The following is an 18,450-nucleotide window of genomic DNA, read 5'->3' as shown; positions in this document are numbered from 1 at the left end:
GCAGAGCTTAATCATGTCCATTATCGACCCCCGTACTGGCAATCCGTTGACCACGGAACCCGCTAATACCGACAGTGAAGAAACGAGCGCGACTCGCCCTTCAGTTACACCTGAAGAAGTTATCATTGAGCTTAACGCTGGCAATATTCAGCAGGTGCTCGAAGCATCAATGCAGGTGCCAGTGCTACTGGGCTGTCATTCCCCTTCAAATACCAGTGGCAGCTCACTGCTAACGGTGCTGGAAAAGCTAGCCGTTGAGTACGCGGGCGCTTTCCTGCTTGGCAAACTGGACATTGAAGCAAACCCAGAAATCGCTAGCCAGTTAGGCGTGCGCTCAGCACCCGATGTTAAACTCGTTAGCCAAGGTGGCTTGGTCGATAGCTTCCAAGGCGCATTACCTGAAAAGGAGGTGCGTGAGTGGCTAAACCGCTACTTCCAGGCACCAGGCGATGCACCGCCTAGCCCAGAAGATCAAGCCGAAGAAGCGCTAACAGCGGGCGATGCAGCAGGCGCGCGAGAAATCTATCAAACTTTGATTAGCCAGTATCCAGAGCATTACGCCTACCAAATCGGCCTTGCCAGGGCACTAGTGGCTGAAAAACGCGGCGATGAAGCCCGCAGCGTGCTGGACAATTTGCCACCCGAAGAGCGCGATGCGGCACCTGCCCGCGGAGTACGCGCCAGTATCGAATTTAGCGAGCAGGCTCTTTCTGTTGAAGAAGTTGCCGCGCTGGGGGATCGCAATGACAGTGAAGCGCGCTATCAGCGTGCACTGCGCCATGTTGCCGATGGCCAATACGAAACAGGCCTTGAGGGGCTGCTTGGTTTGATGAAAGATGACCGCGCCTATAACGACGACGCGGCCCGTAAAACCTTATTGCAAGTATTCGACGCTCTGGGTGCCGACCATCCGCTAACCGTTACCTATCGGCGCAAGCTATTTGCCCTGTTGTACTGATCGGTACAGTACTGATCAGGCTTTCAGCAGCGTATCCATTCTTGCTAATGCCGCTTCCAGTTGCGAAGCGGTAGTACCAAAATTAAGCCGCACGAACCCAGGGCAGCCAAATGCCGCCCCGTCAGAAAGCGCCACACCCGCCCGCTCCAGTAACGCCTGAGCGGGCGAGTCACCTAGTCCCGCCTCGCGCATATCCAGCCACGCAAGGTAAGTAGATTCCGGCTCGCTCATGGTCACCCCAGGCCATAACGCTACCCGTGCTTGCAGCGTAGCGCGGTGATCACGCAATACCGCTAACAGCGCTTGACGCCAGGGTTCACCTTCGCGATAAGCTGCTTCAGCAGCAACAAGCCCCAGTACATTGCCATCCGGCAAAAAGCCTTTTGTGGCCTCAGCAAAGCGCTTACGTAGCGCAGCATCAGGGATAACGGCACAGGCACTGGTCAGCCCCGCAAGATTGAACGTTTTTGACGGCGCCCACAGCGTGATCGTTCGTTTAGCCAGTTCTGGGAACATAGCAGCCAGGGGGCGGTGATGGGTCCCCTCGTCTAACAGAAGATCACAGTGCAACTCATCAGAGACGACCCATAAGTCGTGCCGCTCAACGACCGTGGCCAACTTGGCAAGCTCATGGTCACTCCATACTCGCCCTGTTGGATTATGCGGATGGCACCACAGCAGCAGGCGGGTTTGCGGCGTTATGGCGGCCTCTAACGCGTCAATATCCAGCTGCCAAGGCTCGCCAGGGGACGTCGGCTCAGCTAACATCGCTTGCTGCGCCAACCGCCCTGTGCGTTTGGCAACGGCCAGGAAAGGTGGGTAAATCGGGGCAATCGTGAGCACTCCATCACCGGGTTCGGTTAGCGCCATCGCCGCAAAGTGCAACGCGGGCACAACCCCAGGCAGCCACTGTTGCCAGTCGGGCTGAATAGCCCAGTCGTAATGGCGGGCGCTCCACTGGCAGAGAGTTTCTGTTAACGTATCGGGCACTTCTCCATAGCCATAGACGCCATGTTCAACCCGTGCACGTAGCGCCTCAATCACGGCAGGCGGTGAGCGAAAATCCATATCTGCAACCCACAACGGCAGCACGCTTGCATCATAGCGATGCCATTTCTGGGAGGCATAATCCCCTTCGGGAGAGCGTCGCTCGACGGGCGTGGCAAAATCAAACGCCATAATTAATCTCACTTATGTTCTCGGGAGTAACTATTGAGCATGCCGCAAGATGACTTTTATACCAAGATGCGCGCGGGACTATCGGCGTTGTTGCGGCAATGGCGTTCACTCGGCCAAGCCGATACTGACCAGTTGGCACTCATTTTGGCTGAAACGGCTCGGGTCGCAAAACTAGGCACCCCCGATGAGACGCCAAGCGGCGCCACACTTGAACAGTGGAGCCGCGAAGAGCATGGCGAGATACCGCTCTGGGCACCACGCACCGCGGTGTTTTTGCTCAACCAAATGCCTGCCCGCCCCACTCCACAAAGTGATGCGGAGGCCTGTGCCTGGGCTTACTGCTGGCTGCGCAACCGGTCATTTGACTCGCTACAAGCCGCTCATGATGCATTGCCGCCCCACTTAAAAGTGCCACTCGAAAATGCTTTAGAGGCCGCTTGGCGCGACCAGCAAGGCCTTCGTTTGGTGTAGTTAGCGATAAATCTCGCCCACGATGAGTGTTGCTAACGGCGTTTGCGCACTGGCGACTTTGGCTTAAAGCCAGCGGGCTTGGTGGCTAGCCAATCGACAAACGCGCGAATGTCATCATCATTCATCAGCGCCGTTAGGCTTGCGAAACGATCTGCTAACTCGCGTTCGCTATACAGCCTGTGAATATGCTTATGACAAGGGTAGCAAAGCCACACAATCGCAGTTAGGCGCTCTTCACGGCTGGAGCGCTTTTGATAGCGCGCCTTGTTATGCAAGGTACGTGGTATTAGGTGATGTTTTGTCAACGAAGCTGACCGCTGGCACAGCTCGCAACCTGCAGGCTTAGGGGGTGGGGAAAGCGCGTGGGCGCTTGAGTCGATTGAACGCGTCACGGTTGAGGCAGCCTCGCACGCTGGCAACAGTTATACGTTTTAAAAACCAAAATTGTTCAATAAAACAGCTGTACAACAATACTAACGTTTTAATAACAGCAAGGAAAACATCGCATGATAGAGGTTCCTCTCACTTGGCAGTTGGCAAAACTAAGCCTCTCAATTGGCATGGTATTGGGGCTTGGTGCGATTGCAGTGCGTGCCAGCCCTCGTATGGCGGGGCTGCTATCAGGTTATCCATTAGGTACGGCGTTGGCGCTATTTTTTATTGGTTTAGAAATTTCCCCGCTTTTTGCGACCCAAAGCGCGGTGCACACACTGGCGGGCTTTACCGCAACAATGGCGTTAGTCGCAGGCTATTTGGTCACAGGTCGGCAGCCAGGATTTAAAGGCATTGCTGGCGGCTTAGTAGGTGGGTTTATTGCATGGTTTGCGGTTAGCGCCGTACTTGCCCAGTTCAATTTCACGCGGCTTAGCGGCACCCTTGTGACCCTATGTGCCATCGCCGTGTTTAGTGCGTTATTCCGCCGTATTCCTGATGTAAAAAGTCCCGCTAGTCGTGCATTTTCACTGCCTGCACTTGTCACACGCGCCTGTTTGGCCACCGTCATTATTTTTGTGATTACGCGCCTTGCCCACTTGCTACCGCCCGCCTGGGCAGGAACCCTAGCGGCGTTTCCAGTCACGATGCTGCCCTTTCTACTCATCCTGCATCTAAATCACGGAGTGGCTCCCGTGGCTACGGTAATCAAGCATTACCCGATAGGGCTGGGCTCGCTGCTGAGTTACACGTTATGCGTTTCCTATACTTACACCACGCTAGGCCTTTTATGGGGCACATTGGCAGGATTCGCTGCCGCAACCCTATGGTTGCTGGCATGGATGCAATTAACCGCTTGGTATCAGCGTCGCGCCACTTGACCAAGCGCTCGCTAGGGGTAATTCTGGACAGCATAAATTGCTAACAAACAATAAGGATACCCCGATGTTCACCCGTATGATTGAGCCTGCTTTTTACGACACCGATGCGCTAGGCCATATTAACAACCCCCGCCTGCCAGCTTGGTTTGAGCTGGCACGCAATGACTTATTCAGGCTGTTTACGCCAGACCTAAACCCTAAACAGTGGCGCTTGATTATGGCGCGGATGGAAGTCGATTACCGCGCTGAACTGTTCTACGGCCACGACATCGAATTACGCACCTATTTGACACGTTTAGGTACCAGCTCGTTTACGGTGACTCAGGAAGCGCGGCAGCATGGTACGCTTACCAATGTGGGTCATACCGTACTGGTGCAATACGATCATCAAGAAAAACGTGCGGTACCTATTGAAGGTGATTTGCGCGATGCGCTATCGGCACACTTACACAGCGCGCCAACGCCTGCTTAACTCACTCCCCTCCGTTCGGCGGGGCGCAGGGAGATCCCCATGGCAATCCGTTATAATCTTTGGATAGCCCCTGACAATACGGCGCAGCACCGCGCCGTTGAAGCCGACCTTGAGCGCTATTTTATGGAGCGCTTTGCTGACTACCCACATATCCGCTTGTTCGGCGCAGACCCTTACGATTATGATGCCCCGTTCAATCGACTTTACGATGTATTAATGGCGCGAGCCGCAGAATATTGCGAAGAGAAGTGGCGCTATGTCGCCACGCCCGAACAGCTCAATCGTTGTTTTTTCCGCGCCGTTGGCCGCTCAAATAAGTTTGTTCAAGATGACCGAAAGTGAGATATCAACGCAATGGTAATCCGTACCGACCAAGCGCCCAATGAGCGCCAGCTAGCTATTATCACTCAACAGCTCGGGCGCGCTCCCCGCGGTATTGAAGCCGTTGCCGCTACCGATGACCACGGCACTCCACTTGTGCTTCGCATGGCACCGATCGTCGATGGCAAACCGTTCCCCACCCTTTACTGGCTCTGCTCGGATCTGCTTAAAATCGAGATTTCACGAATTGAAGCCGTTGGCGTCATTAAGTCACTGGAACAACGCCTTCAAGAAGAGCCAGAGTTCCTAGAAGCTTACCAACAGAGCCATCGAGATTACGTTAAAGCACGTTGGGCGTATATGAGCGATGTCCAACGCGATGAAGTCACCAAGCTTGGTTATAGCGATGTTCTCACCGAACGTGGCGTGGGCGGCATTAGCAATTGGCAACAGGTACGCTGCCTGCATACTCAGTATGCCCACCATTTATGCGGTAATAACGTGATCGGGCAATGGATGGATGAACACTACAACGTTCAGGACTGCCTAAGCTAACGACACATTCACGGCTTTGTAACTCACCGCTCATTTATAAGCAGCTGATCTATAATAAGGACGCTTACCATGGCACGAATTTGTGTATATCTCGGCTCGCGTGAAGGGACTACTCCTGCTTTTCGCCAGGCAGCCAACGCACTTGGTACTGCTATTGCCGACCGCGGACACACCCTTATTTATGGGGGTGCACGTATCGGTTTAATGGGTGCGCTTGCCAACGCGACGCTGGATGCAGGCGGCAAGGTGATTGGCGTGATGCCAGATCACCTTGTTGAGCGCGAGCAGGCACACTTTGGCTTGACTGAGCTCATACGCGTGCCAAACATGCACGAACGTAAAGCAACCATGGCCGCCAACGCTGACTCATTTATTGCCCTACCCGGCGGCATAGGCACCTTTGAAGAGCTGTTTGAAATCTGGACCTGGGGCTATTTAGGGCTTCACGACAAACCCATGGGTCTACTCGATACTGATGGCTTTTATGCCCCGCTGCTTACCTTTCTGGATAGCACCGTCAGCCACGGCTTTTTGGCCCAAACAACCCGAGATATGTTGATGGATGCGGCCACACCCAATCAACTACTGGCTGCATTAGAAACGCAGCTCGGTTCAGCGTAAACCGTCAGTATTAACGAAAGATATTTAAAGCAAGCACTTAAAACCAGCACTGAAGACTAGTCTAAGAACGCTACCAACATCAGCGCTTATTGCCTTCAGTTAGCATAAAGGTACGCTGATAAGTGAGTTGTAACAGACGAGCATCTTCGCCCGCGCGATGACGGTGTATACCACGTTCAGCGATAACAGCTTCCTTTGTGTTACTCCACAGTGCTTGCTGCTCTTCGCTGAGCAAGATACGTAACGCTTCTAAACGAAAGCGCGGCAGCATTCCCGCATGGTGAAACAGCAGCGACAACCACGTGTTATCGTAACCCCAGCTGTCGCTGTATGCCTTACCTATCTCGCGGAGCTCGTCATTTAACCAGTGCGCCACTTGACGCACTGGTTAGCCTTCTCGCTGCAAGCGATCTCGGGAAATTCCATGTAAAAGTTCAGCTTTGGGATCCCAATGCGTCCATTCTTCCAACGGCTGAATAAGAAACGCGCAGCAACTACCGTCGGCACGAGCAATGCCAACTTCAATAGGGTAGCTGCCGCGCCCGAATCCGGACGCTTCAATATCTAGCACTGTCGGTAGCGTCTCGGACACTGATTTCCTCATTCACTGATCTCAGCGGCCAAACCACTGACTTATCTTCTAAGCTGCCGCCATTTCCGTCGTTGACTGACGGTCAGTCAAGCGTTGCCAATAGGCCGCCTGCTCGCCGTCTACTGCCAAGCCTAGCTCACCTAGCCGATAGGCGCGCGCTAGTCGCTCTGCGGCCAAGTAATGGCCTGACTGGGCAGCACGGGCATACCACGTCACCGCGTAATCCTCACGCCGCGGATACTGAACACAGCCATGTTCATGAATTTGCGCTGCTTGATACTGTGATTTTATATCGCCAGTCTGGGCCGCCTCTAACACGTAACGAGCACCACGCGCCTTATCGTGTGGGGATAAGCTGCGATGAAACAGCATGTGCCCGTAGATCGACTGCGCATCGGGGTGTCCCGCCTCTGCGCAGCGCTTAAGCAAGCGCATCGTTAAACGTTGTGTGCGTGGCGAACGCGGCAATAACCAACGCGTATGAAACAGCTGCTCGGCTAGGCGAAACTCTAACCGGGTAAACAAAGTTGATGCCTGCGGCATGGCAAACCACCCTGCCTATCTGTTGAGGTCTTCGGCTAGCCATCGTTCCCGCTTTTTGACCGCTAACCATACGATTAACCAGCGCTAGGCTGGTCGATGGGCTGGCAAGCATACGCCTGCCTTTGCGCTGACTCAACCCTATTGATTTGCTGCTTTTGTAGCGCCTCGCTAACATGCCTGTCACGCGCCGTTATTCGCGGCGTTTATCACCGATATATCCTGAGGCAATTTCGCTTCATTGAGGAGACGATAATGCAAACGCGCCCACTGGGTAGAACCGGGATGGAAGTCAGCCGGCTCTGTTTAGGCACCATGACCTTCGGCGAACAAAATAGTGAAGCAGAAGCCCATGAGCAGCTCGATCGCGCGGTCGCTTTCGGCATCAACTTTATCGACACCGCTGAAATGTATCCGGTTCCGCCAAAGGCCGAAACGCAAGGGCTAACAGAATCTTATATTGGCAGCTGGCTGAAAGCCCGTAGTGCCAGAGACGATGTCATTATTGCCACTAAAGCCGCAGGCCCTGGCTTAGATCACATTCGTGGTGGGCCAAAGATGAGTCGTAACCACCTGCATCAGGCTGTTGATACCAGCCTTGCACGGCTCAACACTGACTATATCGATCTCTATCAATTGCACTGGCCAGACCGTAAAACCAACTTCTTTGGCCAATTGGGTTATACCCATGAAGAGCAAGAAGACGCAACGCCGCTAGCAGAAACACTCTCAGCACTAAAAGAACTCGTTGATGCCGGAAAAATACGCGCCATAGGCCTTTCTAATGAAACGCCGTGGGGTGTCATGCGTATGCTACAGCTATCAGAGCAGCTAGGGCTGCCTAGGGTTGCGTCTATTCAAAATCCCTATAACTTGCTTAACCGTACGTTTGAAGTCGGCCTCGCCGAGATCGCTCACCGTGAAGACGTGGGCCTGCTCGCTTACTCGCCGCTAGGCTTTGGTGTGTTGTCGGGTAAGTATCTTGATGGTGCACAACCGCCAAAAGGCCGCTTGACGCTCTACGAGCGCTTTAAGCGCTACACCTCGCCAGAAGCAGAGGCCGCAACGCACGCTTACGTTCAGCTTGCGAAGGAACATGGCTTGGATCCTGCCCAAATGGCGCTGGCATTTGTAAACTCTCGTCGCTTCCTGACCAGCAATATTATTGGCGCCACCACGATGGATCAGCTTGAAAGCAACCTCGACAGCGAGAGCCTTAAACTGGATGAAGACGTGCTCACCGCTATCGATGACATCCATCGTCGGATGCCTAACCCCTGCCCCTAATCACGCTTCCACTATCAAACCGATAGCCTCGGCCACTGCCGAGGCTTGGTATAATCGCATCAGTTACTTCTCTCTTTTCTGTCACGGCATAAGGAGCACGCCATGCTGAGCGTTATTTCCCCCGCCAAAACGCTAGACTTTGAAACACCTTCAACAACGGATAAGGTCACGCAACCCGACTTTCTCGACCGCAGCAAACCATTAATTGAGATTCTCCGCGATTACTCACCGCAACAGCTCAGTGACCTAATGGGCATCAGCGATAAATTGGCGGGCCTAAACGCTGCGCGCTTCGCCGCCTGGCAGCCGCCGTTCACCTTGGATAACGCCAAACCGGCGGTACAGGCCTTTCAAGGAGACGTATACACAGGGCTGGAAGCCGACACCTTTAGCGATGACGATAATCGGTTTGCCCAGCAGCATCTGCGTATTCTATCGGGGCTATACGGCTTACTACGCCCTCTAGACTTGATTCAAGCTTATCGCCTCGAGATGGGCACCAAACTACCCAACGACGCTGGTAACGACCTTTACGCGTATTGGAAGCCAACGCTAACACAAGCACTTAATAACGCGATTGAGAAAAGTGGCTCAAACGTGCTGGTCAACCTCGCATCTAACGAATACTTCAAGGCGATTGATACGAAAAAGCTAGGCGCACGCGTCATCACCCCCGTTTTCAAAGACGAGAAAAACGGCTCCTTCAAAATTATCAGCTTTTACGCCAAAAAAGCCCGTGGGCTTATGAGTGCATGGATTATTCAGCAACAAATCAACGACCCCGACCAACTAACTGCTTTTGATGTGGCCGGGTATCGGTTTGACCCAGCGGCCTCCCAAGGCGACACGCTGGGGTTCACCCGTGACGAAAATGCTCGTTAATGATCGTGCTCATTAGAAAAACGTCACAGCAAGCGGTGAGCGTGGCTTGAGAAAGCGTTGGTGGACATCTTTGAACAGTGCTGTATCACAGCGGTAGAGCCACTCATAGGCGACCATATCAGCACTGACAGCCACAGCTCCATTGGCACAAGCACGCTCACGAGCAAGACGAGCCTCATCACTGCGACGGCTTGCCGTCGCTTCGCTCAACCAAAACACTTGGTACCCCGCTTCTAACAAACCAAGCGCACTTTGCAACACGCAAATATGGGCTTCTGTGCCGCAAATGACGACTTGCTTAGGTCCATGTTCTGCAAGCGCCGCTGCAAACGGCGCCTCTTCCATAGCGCTGAAATGATGCTTTTGCCAAATGCGGTGTTCGCCTAGTGCATTTAATAACGCAGGGGCAGTACCGCCGAGCCTCTCTGGATACTGCTCAGTTAGCCAAACAGGCACCTTTACTGCATTGGCAACACCAGCTAACCACGCAGCTTCTTCAATTGCTGACTCACCGCCATCAATCACGGGTAACAGTCCCGCCTGAAAGTCGACGATTACCAACAAACTTTGAGCTTGATGTAAGCGCACTTTTTCACCCTATTTTTGTCTTTATACACAACAACACCTTAACCCGTTTCCTCACTTACACGGTAAACTTGTCGCTGATTATTTTCTACGCGCCTACCCCTAGGCGAGCAACCTCAGTTCCTGCATCCCTCATGGAGAATCAATATGTTACGACAATTTTTCGTCATGTTACTGGTCAGCGTCATGGGCATAAGTGCCGCCGTTGAATATGCCGAAGCACGTCGCTTAGGCGGTGGTAGCAGCATGGGTAGTGTTTCACGCTCAGCGGATCGTCCTGCCAGCACACCTGCACAGCAGCAGGCTCAGGGCACTCAGCAACAAGGCCAAGCGGCGGCGACTCGTCGTGGTGGTATAGGCGGCATGGTGGGCGGTCTGCTTGCTGGCGGCCTGCTAGCAGCACTCTTCTTTGGAGGCGCCTTTGATGAGTTGCGCCTTATGGACCTACTGCTAATGGCCGGAATTGTTGCCTTAGCAATCTTCGCCTTCCGAACCATTATTCGGCAGCGGCGCCCTGCATCAGCAACAACAGGCGGCTATCAACGAGAGCAACAGGAAGCCCCCGCACCTGCTGGCTTTTCAGCAACTCCCGGCAGTTTAGCAAATGGCTTGCAAAGCACACCTGCTTGGTTCGATAAAGAAAGGTTCTTAGGTGGTGCAAAAGAGCACTTTATGACGCTGCAGCGCGCCTGGGACAACAATGATCTGAATCAAATTCAAGAGTATGTAACGCCAGAGCTTTACAACCTGCTACGCAAGGAGCGCGCCGAGCAGCCTGCTAATAATCGCACTGATGTTATCAGGCTATTTGCGGAATTAGGCGATATAAACGAATACGATGACTATGCAGAGGCCACTGTGATATTTCACGGACTATTGGAAGAGAACGGTGCACAGACAGAGTTTAATGAAACATGGCATCTAACCCGCACCCTACGTGACCAAGCTCCTTGGTATCTTCAGGGTATTGAGCAAAACCCAGGCGCGTAGCGCTATTGCATTTAAACGCAAACCAGCCGCTTCTAAGCGGCTGTTTTTATATCAACGACACATGGGGGTCCGCTTAGTTCTCTGCAGACTCTTCGATATTCTCGCCCATCTCTTCAAGGCTTTCCCCAGCGTCTTCCATGCTCTCATCAATGCTTTCACCCGCTTCTTCAGCTGGGCCTTGATTATCACATGCGGCCAAACCGCCCATCATTAATGCCATTAATAGTGCCACTGCCAGTTTCTTCATAAGCTGCGTACTCATATCGCCTCTCCTCCTGAGATGGTGCTTCATGATACGTTCCACAATATAGTAGGTGCTAGACGCAACTCATGCTAGCGCGACACAGTAACCTCTTGTTATTAAATTTATTAAAACAGCCGTTTAAAGGAAAAAACATGCAAGTAACAGAAAATTACTACGCAAAAAAAATCCCCCAGGGCGCAAGCCCTGGGGGATTTTTAGTATAAGTGCCTGACGATGATCCGGGCGGCGCTCCGCTACTCTACTCTACTCGTCTCATCCTGAGACTCGCCCTTCGGGCCCGCTAAAGCGGTTCCCGTTTGTTCCCGACAAACGGGGTCCAGGGGAGACCCCTAAAAAGCAAAACCCCGACCAAACGGCCGGGGTTTCTCAATAAGTGCCTGACGATGACCTACTCTCGCATGGGGAGACCCCACACTACCATCGGCGCTAAGCGGTTTCACTTCTGAGTTCGGCAAGGGATCAGGTGGTTCACGCGTGCTATGGTCGTCAGGCGTAACTGGTCATGTATATCATGCTGTGCTGTTACTATGTTTTGTGGCGTCTCTTTCGTCTCACGCCCTCCGTGTGTCACGTTGGGCTTGAGTCGCGTATCCGGTTTTCGTTATCACTGCGACCAGACCCCTTGGGTGTTATAGGGTCAAGCCTCACGGGCCATTAGTACACGTTAGCTCAACGCCTTGCAGCGCTTCCACACCGTGCCTATCAACCAGCTGGTCTCGCTGGGCCCTTCAGGAGGCTCTAGGCCTCAGGGATGTCTCATCTTGAAGGGGGCTTCCCGCTTAGATGCTTTCAGCGGTTATCCCGTCCGCACATAGCTACCCGGCAATGCCACTGGCGTGACAACCGGAACACCAGAGGTGCGTCCACTCCGGTCCTCTCGTACTAGGAGCAGCCCTTCTCAAACATCCAACGCCCACGGCAGATAGGGACCGAACTGTCTCACGACGTTCTAAACCCAGCTCGCGTACCACTTTAAATGGCGAACAGCCATACCCTTGGGACCGACTTCAGCCCCAGGATGTGATGAGCCGACATCGAGGTGCCAAACACCGCCGTCGATGTGAACTCTTGGGCGGTATCAGCCTGTTATCCCCGGAGTACCTTTTATCCGTTGAGCGATGGCCCTTCCATACAGAACCACCGGATCACTAGAACCTGCTTTCGCACCTGCTCGACGTGTCTGTCTCGCAGTCAAGCACCCTTATGCTCTTGCACTCACTGCACGATGTCCGACCGTGCTGAGGGTACCTTCGTGCTCCTCCGTTACTCTTTGGGAGGAGACCGCCCCAGTCAAACTACCCACCACACACTGTCCTCGATCCGGATAACGGACCTGAGTGAGAACGCCAATGATGCCAGGCTGGTATTTCAAGGTTGGCTCCCCTCGAACTAGCGTCCGAGATTCAAAGCCTCCCAGCTATCCTACACAGGCAACATCAGCGTCCAGTGTGAAGCTATAGTAAAGGTTCACGGGGTCTTTCCGTCTAGCCGCGGGTACACCGCATCTTCACGGCGATTTCAATTTCACTGAGTCTCGGGTGGAGACAGCGTGGCCATCATTACGCCATTCGTGCAGGTCGGAACTTACCCGACAAGGAATTTCGCTACCTTAGGACCGTTATAGTTACGGCCGCCGTTTACCGGGGCTTCAATCAAGAGCTTCGCCTTGCGGCTAACACCATCATTTAACCTTCCGGCACCGGGCAGGCGTCACACCCTATACGTCCGCTTGCGCGTTAGCAGAGTGCTGTGTTTTTACTAAACAGTTGCAGCCACCTGGTATCTTCGACCGGTTCGGGCTCTGAGAGCAAGTCTCATCACCCTACGCCGGCGTGCCTTCTCCCGAAGTTACGGCACCATTTTGCCTAGTTCCTTCACCCGAGTTCTCTCAAGCGCCTTGGGATTCTCACCCTGACCACCTGTGTCGGTTTGGGGTACGGTCGCACATGATCTGAAGCTTAGAGGCTTTTCCTGGAAGCGTGGCATCAATGACTTCCTGACCGTGGTCAGTTCGTTTCGTGTCTCGGCCTTAGAGCATCCCGGATTTACCTAAGATGCAAGCCTACTCACTTTCACCAGGACAACCAACGCCTGGCTCACCTAGCCTTCTCCGTCCCCCATCGCAATCATGTCCGGTACAGGAATATTGACCTGTTTCCCATCGACTACGCCTTTCGGCCTCGCCTTAGGGGCCGACTCACTCTGCTCCGATTAGCGTCGAACAGAAACCCTTGGTCTTCCGGCGAGGGAGTTTTTCACTCCCTTTATCGTTACTCATGTCAGCATTCGCACTCGTGATACCTCCAGCGAACTTCTCAATTCACCTTCATCGGCTTACACGACGCTCCTCTACCGCTCACACCTAAGTGTGAACCCGTAGCTTCGGTACCTGGTTTAGCCCCGTTACATCTTCCGCGCAGGCCGACTCGACTAGTGAGCTATTACGCTTTCTTTAAAGGATGGCTGCTTCTAAGCCAACCTCCTAGCTGTCTGAGCCTTCCCACATCGTTTCCCACTTAACCAGGATTTCGGGACCTTAGCTGACGGTCTGGGTTGTTTCCCTTTTCACGACGGACGTTAGCACCCGCCGTGTGTCTCCCACGCTCGCACTCACCGGTATTCGGAGTTTGCCTCGGGTTGGTAAGTCGGGATGACCCCCTAGCCGAAACAGTGCTCTACCCCCGGCGGTGATACGTGAGGCGCTACCTAAATAGCTTTCGAGGAGAACCAGCTATCTCCGAGCTTGATTAGCCTTTCACTCCGATCCACAAGTCATCCAAATCTTTTTCAACAGATCCTGGTTCGGGCCTCCAGTTGATGTTACTCAACCTTCACCCTGCTCATGGATAGATCGCTCGGTTTCGGGTCTATATCCAGCGACTGTGTCGCCCAGTTAAGACTCGGTTTCCCTACGGCTCCCCTAAACGGTTAACCTCGCCACTGAATATAAGTCGCTGACCCATTATACAAAAGGTACGCAGTCACAGAACAAGTCTGCTCCTACTGCTTGTACGCACACGGTTTCAGGATCTATTTCACTCCCCTCTCCGGGGTTCTTTTCGCCTTTCCCTCACGGTACTGGTTCACTATCGGTCAGCCAGGAGTATTTAGCCTTGGAGGATGGTCCCCCGTCTTCAGTCAAGGTTTCTCGTGCCCCGACCTACTCGATTTCACATGATCAGATTTTCGACTACGGGGCTATCACCCGCTACGGCTGAGCTTCCCAGCTCATTCGCCTAATCAGTCACATGCTTAAGGGCTGGTCCCCGTTCGCTCGCCGCTACTAGGGGAATCTCGGTTGATTTCTTTTCCTCAGGGTACTTAGATGTTTCAGTTCCCCTGGTTCGCCTCTTACGCCTATATATTCAGCGTAAGATACTCATCTTATGATGAGTGGGTTTCCCCATTCAGAAATGCCCGGGTCACAGGTTGTTTGCCACCTCGCCGAGCCTTATCGCAGGCTTCCACGTCTTTCATCGCCTCTGGCTGCCTAGGCATCCACCGTGTGCGCTTCATTGCTTGACCCTATAACCCGAAGGAGTCTGGTGTCTCGCAATGATAACGATTGCCGGATACGCTTGAGACGTATCACAAAACAATTACGTATAAACGTTTCAAAAACGTTTATGTCAGCATGATATACATTGTTAAAGAGCGACTGTTCGATGAACAGTGATAAGACAACGCACTAGCTGCGCATGGCTTATCAATGGTCACAAAACATCAACAAACGGTGGGTAGTGTACTACATAATGGTGGAGCCAAGCGGGATCGAACCGCTGACCTCCTGCGTGCAAGGCAGGCGCTCTCCCAGCTGAGCTATGGCCCCATTTTTTTGCCGACCTAACCTCTTGCCATTAATTTCTGCGAGACAAGGCAAAATGCAACGACGTATAGCCTGCTATACGAAGAGCATTTTAACGCAGTATCACAGGAATTTGGTGGGTCTGGGCAGACTTGAACTGCCGACCTCACCCTTATCAGGGGTGCGCTCTAACCAACTGAGCTACAGACCCAAGAGGGGATCGTGCTTAAACCGTTTGCTCTATTATCTGATCAGGTAATTCATTGTGAGCGCTTACCGCGAGGGATGATGCATCGTTTAAGGAGGTGATCCAGCCGCAGGTTCCCCTACGGCTACCTTGTTACGACTTCACCCCAGTCATGAACCACACCGTGGTGATCGCCCTCTTGCGTTAGGCTAACCACTTCTGGTGCAGTCCACTCCCATGGTGTGACGGGCGGTGTGTACAAGGCCCGGGAACGTATTCACCGTGACATTCTGATTCACGATTACTAGCGATTCCGACTTCACGGAGTCGAGTTGCAGACTCCGATCCGGACTGAGACCGGCTTTTCGGGATTAGCTGACTCTCGCGAGCTCGCAACCCTTTGTACCGGCCATTGTAGCACGTGTGTAGCCCTACTCGTAAGGGCCATGATGACTTGACGTCGTCCCCACCTTCCTCCGGTTTGTCACCGGCAGTCTCCTTAGAGTTCCCGGCATTACCCGCTGGCAAATAAGGACAAGGGTTGCGCTCGTTACGGGACTTAACCCAACATTTCACAACACGAGCTGACGACAGCCATGCAGCACCTGTCTCTGCGTTCCCGAAGGCACCAAGTGATCTCTCACAAGTTCGCAGGATGTCAAGAGTAGGTAAGGTTCTTCGCGTTGCATCGAATTAAACCACATGCTCCACCGCTTGTGCGGGCCCCGTCAATTCATTTGAGTTTTAACCTTGCGGCCGTACTCCCCAGGCGGTCGACTTATCGCGTTAACTTCGCCACAAAGTGCGCTAGGCACCCAACGGCTGGTCGACATCGTTTACGGCGTGGACTACCAGGGTATCTAATCCTGTTTGCTACCCACGCTTTCGCACCTCAGTGTCAGTGTCAGTCCAGAAGGCCGCCTTCGCCACTGGTATTCCTCCCGATCTCTACGCATTTCACCGCTACACCGGGAATTCTACCTTCCTCTCCTGCACTCTAGCTTGACAGTTCCGGATGCCGTTCCCAGGTTGAGCCCGGGGCTTTCACAACCGGCTTATCAAGCCACCTACGCGCGCTTTACGCCCAGTAATTCCGATTAACGCTTGCACCCTCCGTATTACCGCGGCTGCTGGCACGGAGTTAGCCGGTGCTTCTTCTGCGAGTGATGTCTTTCCTAATGGGTATTAACCACTAGGCGTTCTTCCTCGCTGAAAGTGCTTTACAACCCGAAGGCCTTCTTCACACACGCGGCATGGCTGGATCAGGGTTGCCCCCATTGTCCAATATTCCCCACTGCTGCCTCCCGTAGGAGTTCGGGCCGTGTCTCAGTCCCGATGTGGCTGATCATCCTCTCAGACCAGCTACGGATCGTTGCCTTGGTGAGCCATTACCTCACCAACTAGCTAATCCGACATAGGCTCATCCAATAGCGGGAGCCGAAGCCCCCTTTCTCCCGTAGGACGTATGCGGTATTAGCCTGGGTTTCCCCAGGTTATCCCCCACTACCGGGCAGATTCCTATGCATTACTCACCCGTCCGCCGCTCGTCAGCGGGTAGCAAGCTACCCCTGTTACCGCTCGACTTGCATGTGTTAGGCCTGCCGCCAGCGTTCAATCTGAGCCATGATCAAACTCTTCAGTTTAAAATCATTGTGATGCTTACATGTCACTCTAAAGTCACATAAGTGCATCAATCTTGGCTCAAGGTTCAAACGAATTCATTTCAATTTACATTGTCATGACCGCTTGCCTTGATATTTGGTGATTTATCACCCTCATCGGCAAGCGCCCACATGAATTACCTGATCAAATTGTTAAAGAGCTGTTTTCGCTGAACAAAACTGGCTAACCGTTGAGCTGGTTTGCCTCAGCGAGGAAGGCGTATTCTACGCATTTCCTGGTGTTTGTCAATCACTGTTTTGAGTGAGTGAAGCGAGTGAGCGAAGAAAGCGAGATTACGCTGCTTTCCTTTTAACTCGTCTCACAAGGCGACTGAAGACACCGCAAACTTTCTCTGCAATATTTTCGCTAACCTTCTGACAAACCGAAGTTTTTCAACTTCAATCACCGCTGGTAACGCTGTGCGTCCCCGGCAGCGGATGCGTACTTTACGGATTCGCTGCCGACTTGGCAAGTGGTTTTTTGAGAAAGTTATCAAAAACGTTAGGTAAGCGTTACACGGGCATAACGTTTCTTACCTGCTTGAATAACGTAGGCGCTACCCGTAGCCAGCATGGTGTCCTGAGTAGCAACGTCCCCATCTACTTTCACGCTACCGTTTTTCAACATGTCTTTGGCTTGGGCGCTGTTCTTGGTGAGACCAGAACGGTTGAGTACTGCTGCAATAGGCGCCTGCTCATTACCTTCAAAGTCTACCTCTACCTCAGGCAGGTCTTCCGGCAATTCACCTTCTGCTAGCTGATTCCCCGCCGACTTGTGCGCATTAGCGGCCGCCTCATCTCCGTGGTAGCGGGCAATAAGCTCGCGGGCTAGTTCCATTTTCACGTCACGCGGGTTAGCTCCTTGCTCAACGCTTTGCTTAAGCGCATCAATCTCTTCGTTGGATTTCAAAGAGAGCAGCTCAAAGTAACGCCACATTAAGCTATCAGGCATAGACACCAGCTTATTGAACATAGAGCCCGGCGCTTCATCGACACCAACGTAGTTACCTAACGATTTGGACATCTTCTGCACGCCGTCCAGCCCCTCGAGTAACGGCATGGTGATCACGACCTGAGGCTCTTGACCGAAGTGCTTTTGGATTTCTCGGCCCATCAGCAGATTAAATTTCTGATCGGTTCCACCCAGCTCAACATCAGCCTCGAGCGCTACTGAGTCGTAGCCTTGAACGAGTGGGTAAAGAAACTCGTGGATCGCAATAGATTGATTAGCTTTATAACGCTTTTCAAAATCATCACGCTCCAGCATCCGCGCGACCGTACTTTGCGCTGCCAGCTCAATCATTTTAGCGGCGCTTAGCTCACCAAACCATTCGGCATTAAAGCGCACCTCGGTTTTCTCGGGATCGAGAATTTTAAATACCTGCTCTTTATAGGTTTCGGCATTGGCTTTTACATCGGCCTCGGTGAGTGGTTTACGAGTGACGTTTTTACCAGTGGGGTCGCCTATACGACCCGTGAAATCCCCGATCAGGAAAATAACGGTGTGGCCGAGATCCTGGAACTGGCGCATTTTTGTTAACAGCACACTATGCCCAAGGTGCAAATCAGGTGCTGTCGGGTCAAACCCTGCTTTAATACGCAGCTTACGGCCAGACGCCAGCTTTTTCTTTAGCTCATCCTCTACTAGGATTTCATGCGTGCCCCGCGACAGTAGCGCTAACGCCTGATCCACCTCACTCATTGCCTCTCTCTCCATGTAATATATGCCGTTATAGGCGTCAGATATTGAATAACGGGCGATGTTA

At 52.9% G+C, this 18,450-nt stretch carries 16 protein-coding genes, 2 tRNA genes, 3 rRNA genes and 1 pseudogene; 10 read left to right on the top strand and 12 right to left on the bottom strand.

Going from position 1 to position 18,450, the window contains the following annotated elements:
- Positions 1–13: 13 nt before the first annotated feature.
- Positions 14–958 carry a co-chaperone YbbN gene (locus REH51_RS11055; protein ID WP_009724025.1) on the top strand — a complete coding sequence of 315 codons (945 nt, stop codon included), beginning with the start codon at positions 14–16 and terminating at the stop codon, positions 956–958.
- Positions 959–973: 15 nt separating this feature from the next.
- On the opposite strand, the gene REH51_RS11050 is transcribed toward REH51_RS11055, so the two are convergent.
- Positions 974–2,137 (bottom strand): MalY/PatB family protein, encoded by a 1,164-nt coding sequence (locus REH51_RS11050; RefSeq protein ID WP_234667932.1) that lies wholly within the window; start codon positions 2,135–2,137, stop codon positions 974–976.
- A gap of 39 nt (positions 2,138–2,176) precedes the next feature.
- Here REH51_RS11050 and REH51_RS11045 point away from each other — a divergent pair, with 39 nt between their 5' ends.
- Entirely contained in the window at positions 2,177–2,608 is a 432-nt protein-coding gene (locus tag REH51_RS11045) for a hypothetical protein (RefSeq protein WP_234668044.1), read from the top strand.
- A 32-nt stretch (positions 2,609–2,640) separates the two neighbouring features.
- On the opposite strand, the gene REH51_RS11040 is transcribed toward REH51_RS11045, so the two are convergent.
- The gene (locus tag REH51_RS11040; protein ID WP_498935728.1) at positions 2,641–3,000 is read right to left on the bottom strand and encodes a hypothetical protein; all 360 of its coding nucleotides are present in this window, start codon (positions 2,998–3,000) and stop codon (positions 2,641–2,643) included.
- Positions 3,001–3,114: 114 nt separating this feature from the next.
- Here REH51_RS11040 and REH51_RS11035 point away from each other — a divergent pair, with 114 nt between their 5' ends.
- The 5 genes from REH51_RS11035 (at position 3,115) to REH51_RS11015 (ending at position 5,890) form a co-directional block, all read left to right on the top strand.
- Positions 3,115–3,921 (top strand): hypothetical protein, encoded by an 807-nt coding sequence (locus REH51_RS11035; protein WP_009724020.1) that lies wholly within the window; start codon positions 3,115–3,117, stop codon positions 3,919–3,921.
- A gap of 64 nt (positions 3,922–3,985) precedes the next feature.
- A complete protein-coding gene (locus REH51_RS11030) occupies positions 3,986–4,393 on the top strand; it encodes an acyl-CoA thioesterase (protein WP_498935727.1) in 408 nt (135 codons plus the stop codon).
- Positions 4,394–4,432: 39 nt separating this feature from the next.
- Positions 4,433–4,735 (top strand): hypothetical protein, encoded by a 303-nt coding sequence (locus tag REH51_RS11025; RefSeq protein ID WP_498935725.1) that lies wholly within the window; start codon positions 4,433–4,435, stop codon positions 4,733–4,735.
- Positions 4,736–4,747: 12 nt separating this feature from the next.
- On the top strand, positions 4,748–5,269 hold the full coding sequence (locus REH51_RS11020) for a DUF501 domain-containing protein (protein ID WP_009724017.1): 522 nt from the start codon (positions 4,748–4,750) through the stop codon (positions 5,267–5,269).
- Positions 5,270–5,338: 69 nt separating this feature from the next.
- Positions 5,339–5,890 (top strand): LOG family protein, encoded by a 552-nt coding sequence (locus REH51_RS11015; protein WP_009724016.1) that lies wholly within the window; start codon positions 5,339–5,341, stop codon positions 5,888–5,890.
- A gap of 79 nt (positions 5,891–5,969) precedes the next feature.
- On the opposite strand, the pseudogene REH51_RS11010 reads toward REH51_RS11015, so the two are convergent.
- Both REH51_RS11010 and REH51_RS11005 read right to left on the bottom strand, forming a co-directional pair.
- A pseudogene (locus REH51_RS11010) lies at positions 5,970–6,482 on the bottom strand (hypothetical protein).
- A gap of 48 nt (positions 6,483–6,530) precedes the next feature.
- Complete coding sequence (locus REH51_RS11005) at positions 6,531–7,025, bottom strand: tetratricopeptide repeat protein (RefSeq protein ID WP_009724014.1); 495 nt, start codon at positions 7,023–7,025, stop codon at positions 6,531–6,533.
- Positions 7,026–7,277: 252 nt separating this feature from the next.
- Between REH51_RS11005 and REH51_RS11000 the strand changes: the two genes are divergently transcribed.
- Positions 7,278–8,309, top strand: a complete 1,032-nt coding sequence (locus tag REH51_RS11000; protein WP_009724013.1) for an NADP(H)-dependent aldo-keto reductase — start codon at positions 7,278–7,280, stop codon at positions 8,307–8,309.
- A gap of 102 nt (positions 8,310–8,411) precedes the next feature.
- The gene (gene yaaA / locus REH51_RS10995; RefSeq protein WP_498935723.1) at positions 8,412–9,191 is read left to right on the top strand and encodes a peroxide stress protein YaaA; all 780 of its coding nucleotides are present in this window, start codon (positions 8,412–8,414) and stop codon (positions 9,189–9,191) included.
- A gap of 12 nt (positions 9,192–9,203) precedes the next feature.
- Here yaaA and REH51_RS10990 read toward each other — a convergent pair whose 3' ends face one another.
- Positions 9,204–9,779 (bottom strand): isochorismatase family protein, encoded by a 576-nt coding sequence (locus REH51_RS10990; RefSeq protein WP_009724011.1) that lies wholly within the window; start codon positions 9,777–9,779, stop codon positions 9,204–9,206.
- A 144-nt stretch (positions 9,780–9,923) separates the two neighbouring features.
- Here REH51_RS10990 and REH51_RS10985 point away from each other — a divergent pair, with 144 nt between their 5' ends.
- On the top strand, positions 9,924–10,766 hold the full coding sequence (locus tag REH51_RS10985) for a Tim44 domain-containing protein (RefSeq protein ID WP_009724010.1): 843 nt from the start codon (positions 9,924–9,926) through the stop codon (positions 10,764–10,766).
- Positions 10,767–10,839: 73 nt separating this feature from the next.
- Here the strand turns inward: REH51_RS10985 and REH51_RS10980 are convergent, their stop codons facing one another.
- From REH51_RS10980 to tyrS, 7 genes are all read right to left on the bottom strand, one after another.
- On the bottom strand, positions 10,840–11,028 hold the full coding sequence (locus tag REH51_RS10980) for a YybS family protein (protein ID WP_009724009.1): 189 nt from the start codon (positions 11,026–11,028) through the stop codon (positions 10,840–10,842).
- 378 nt (positions 11,029–11,406) lie between these two features.
- Positions 11,407–11,522, bottom strand: a 5S ribosomal RNA gene (rrf, locus tag REH51_RS10975).
- A gap of 142 nt (positions 11,523–11,664) precedes the next feature.
- Positions 11,665–14,556: ribosomal RNA gene (locus REH51_RS10970) — 23S ribosomal RNA — on the bottom strand.
- Between the two features lie 228 nt (positions 14,557–14,784).
- Positions 14,785–14,860, bottom strand: a tRNA-Ala gene (locus REH51_RS10965).
- A 110-nt stretch (positions 14,861–14,970) separates the two neighbouring features.
- A tRNA-Ile gene (locus REH51_RS10960) sits at positions 14,971–15,047 on the bottom strand.
- Between the two features lie 87 nt (positions 15,048–15,134).
- Positions 15,135–16,666 (bottom strand): 16S ribosomal RNA (locus tag REH51_RS10955).
- The 16S, 23S and 5S rRNA genes sit together here with 2 tRNA genes alongside, the layout of an rRNA operon.
- Before the next feature lie 520 nt (positions 16,667–17,186).
- Positions 17,187–18,386, bottom strand: a complete 1,200-nt coding sequence (gene tyrS, locus REH51_RS10950; protein WP_009723709.1) for a tyrosine--tRNA ligase — start codon at positions 18,384–18,386, stop codon at positions 17,187–17,189.
- Positions 18,387–18,450 lie beyond the last annotated feature (64 nt).

The sequence above is a fragment of the Halomonas bluephagenesis genome, from assembly GCF_054790765.1.
This window is presented reverse-complemented; position numbering and strand designations above follow the sequence as displayed.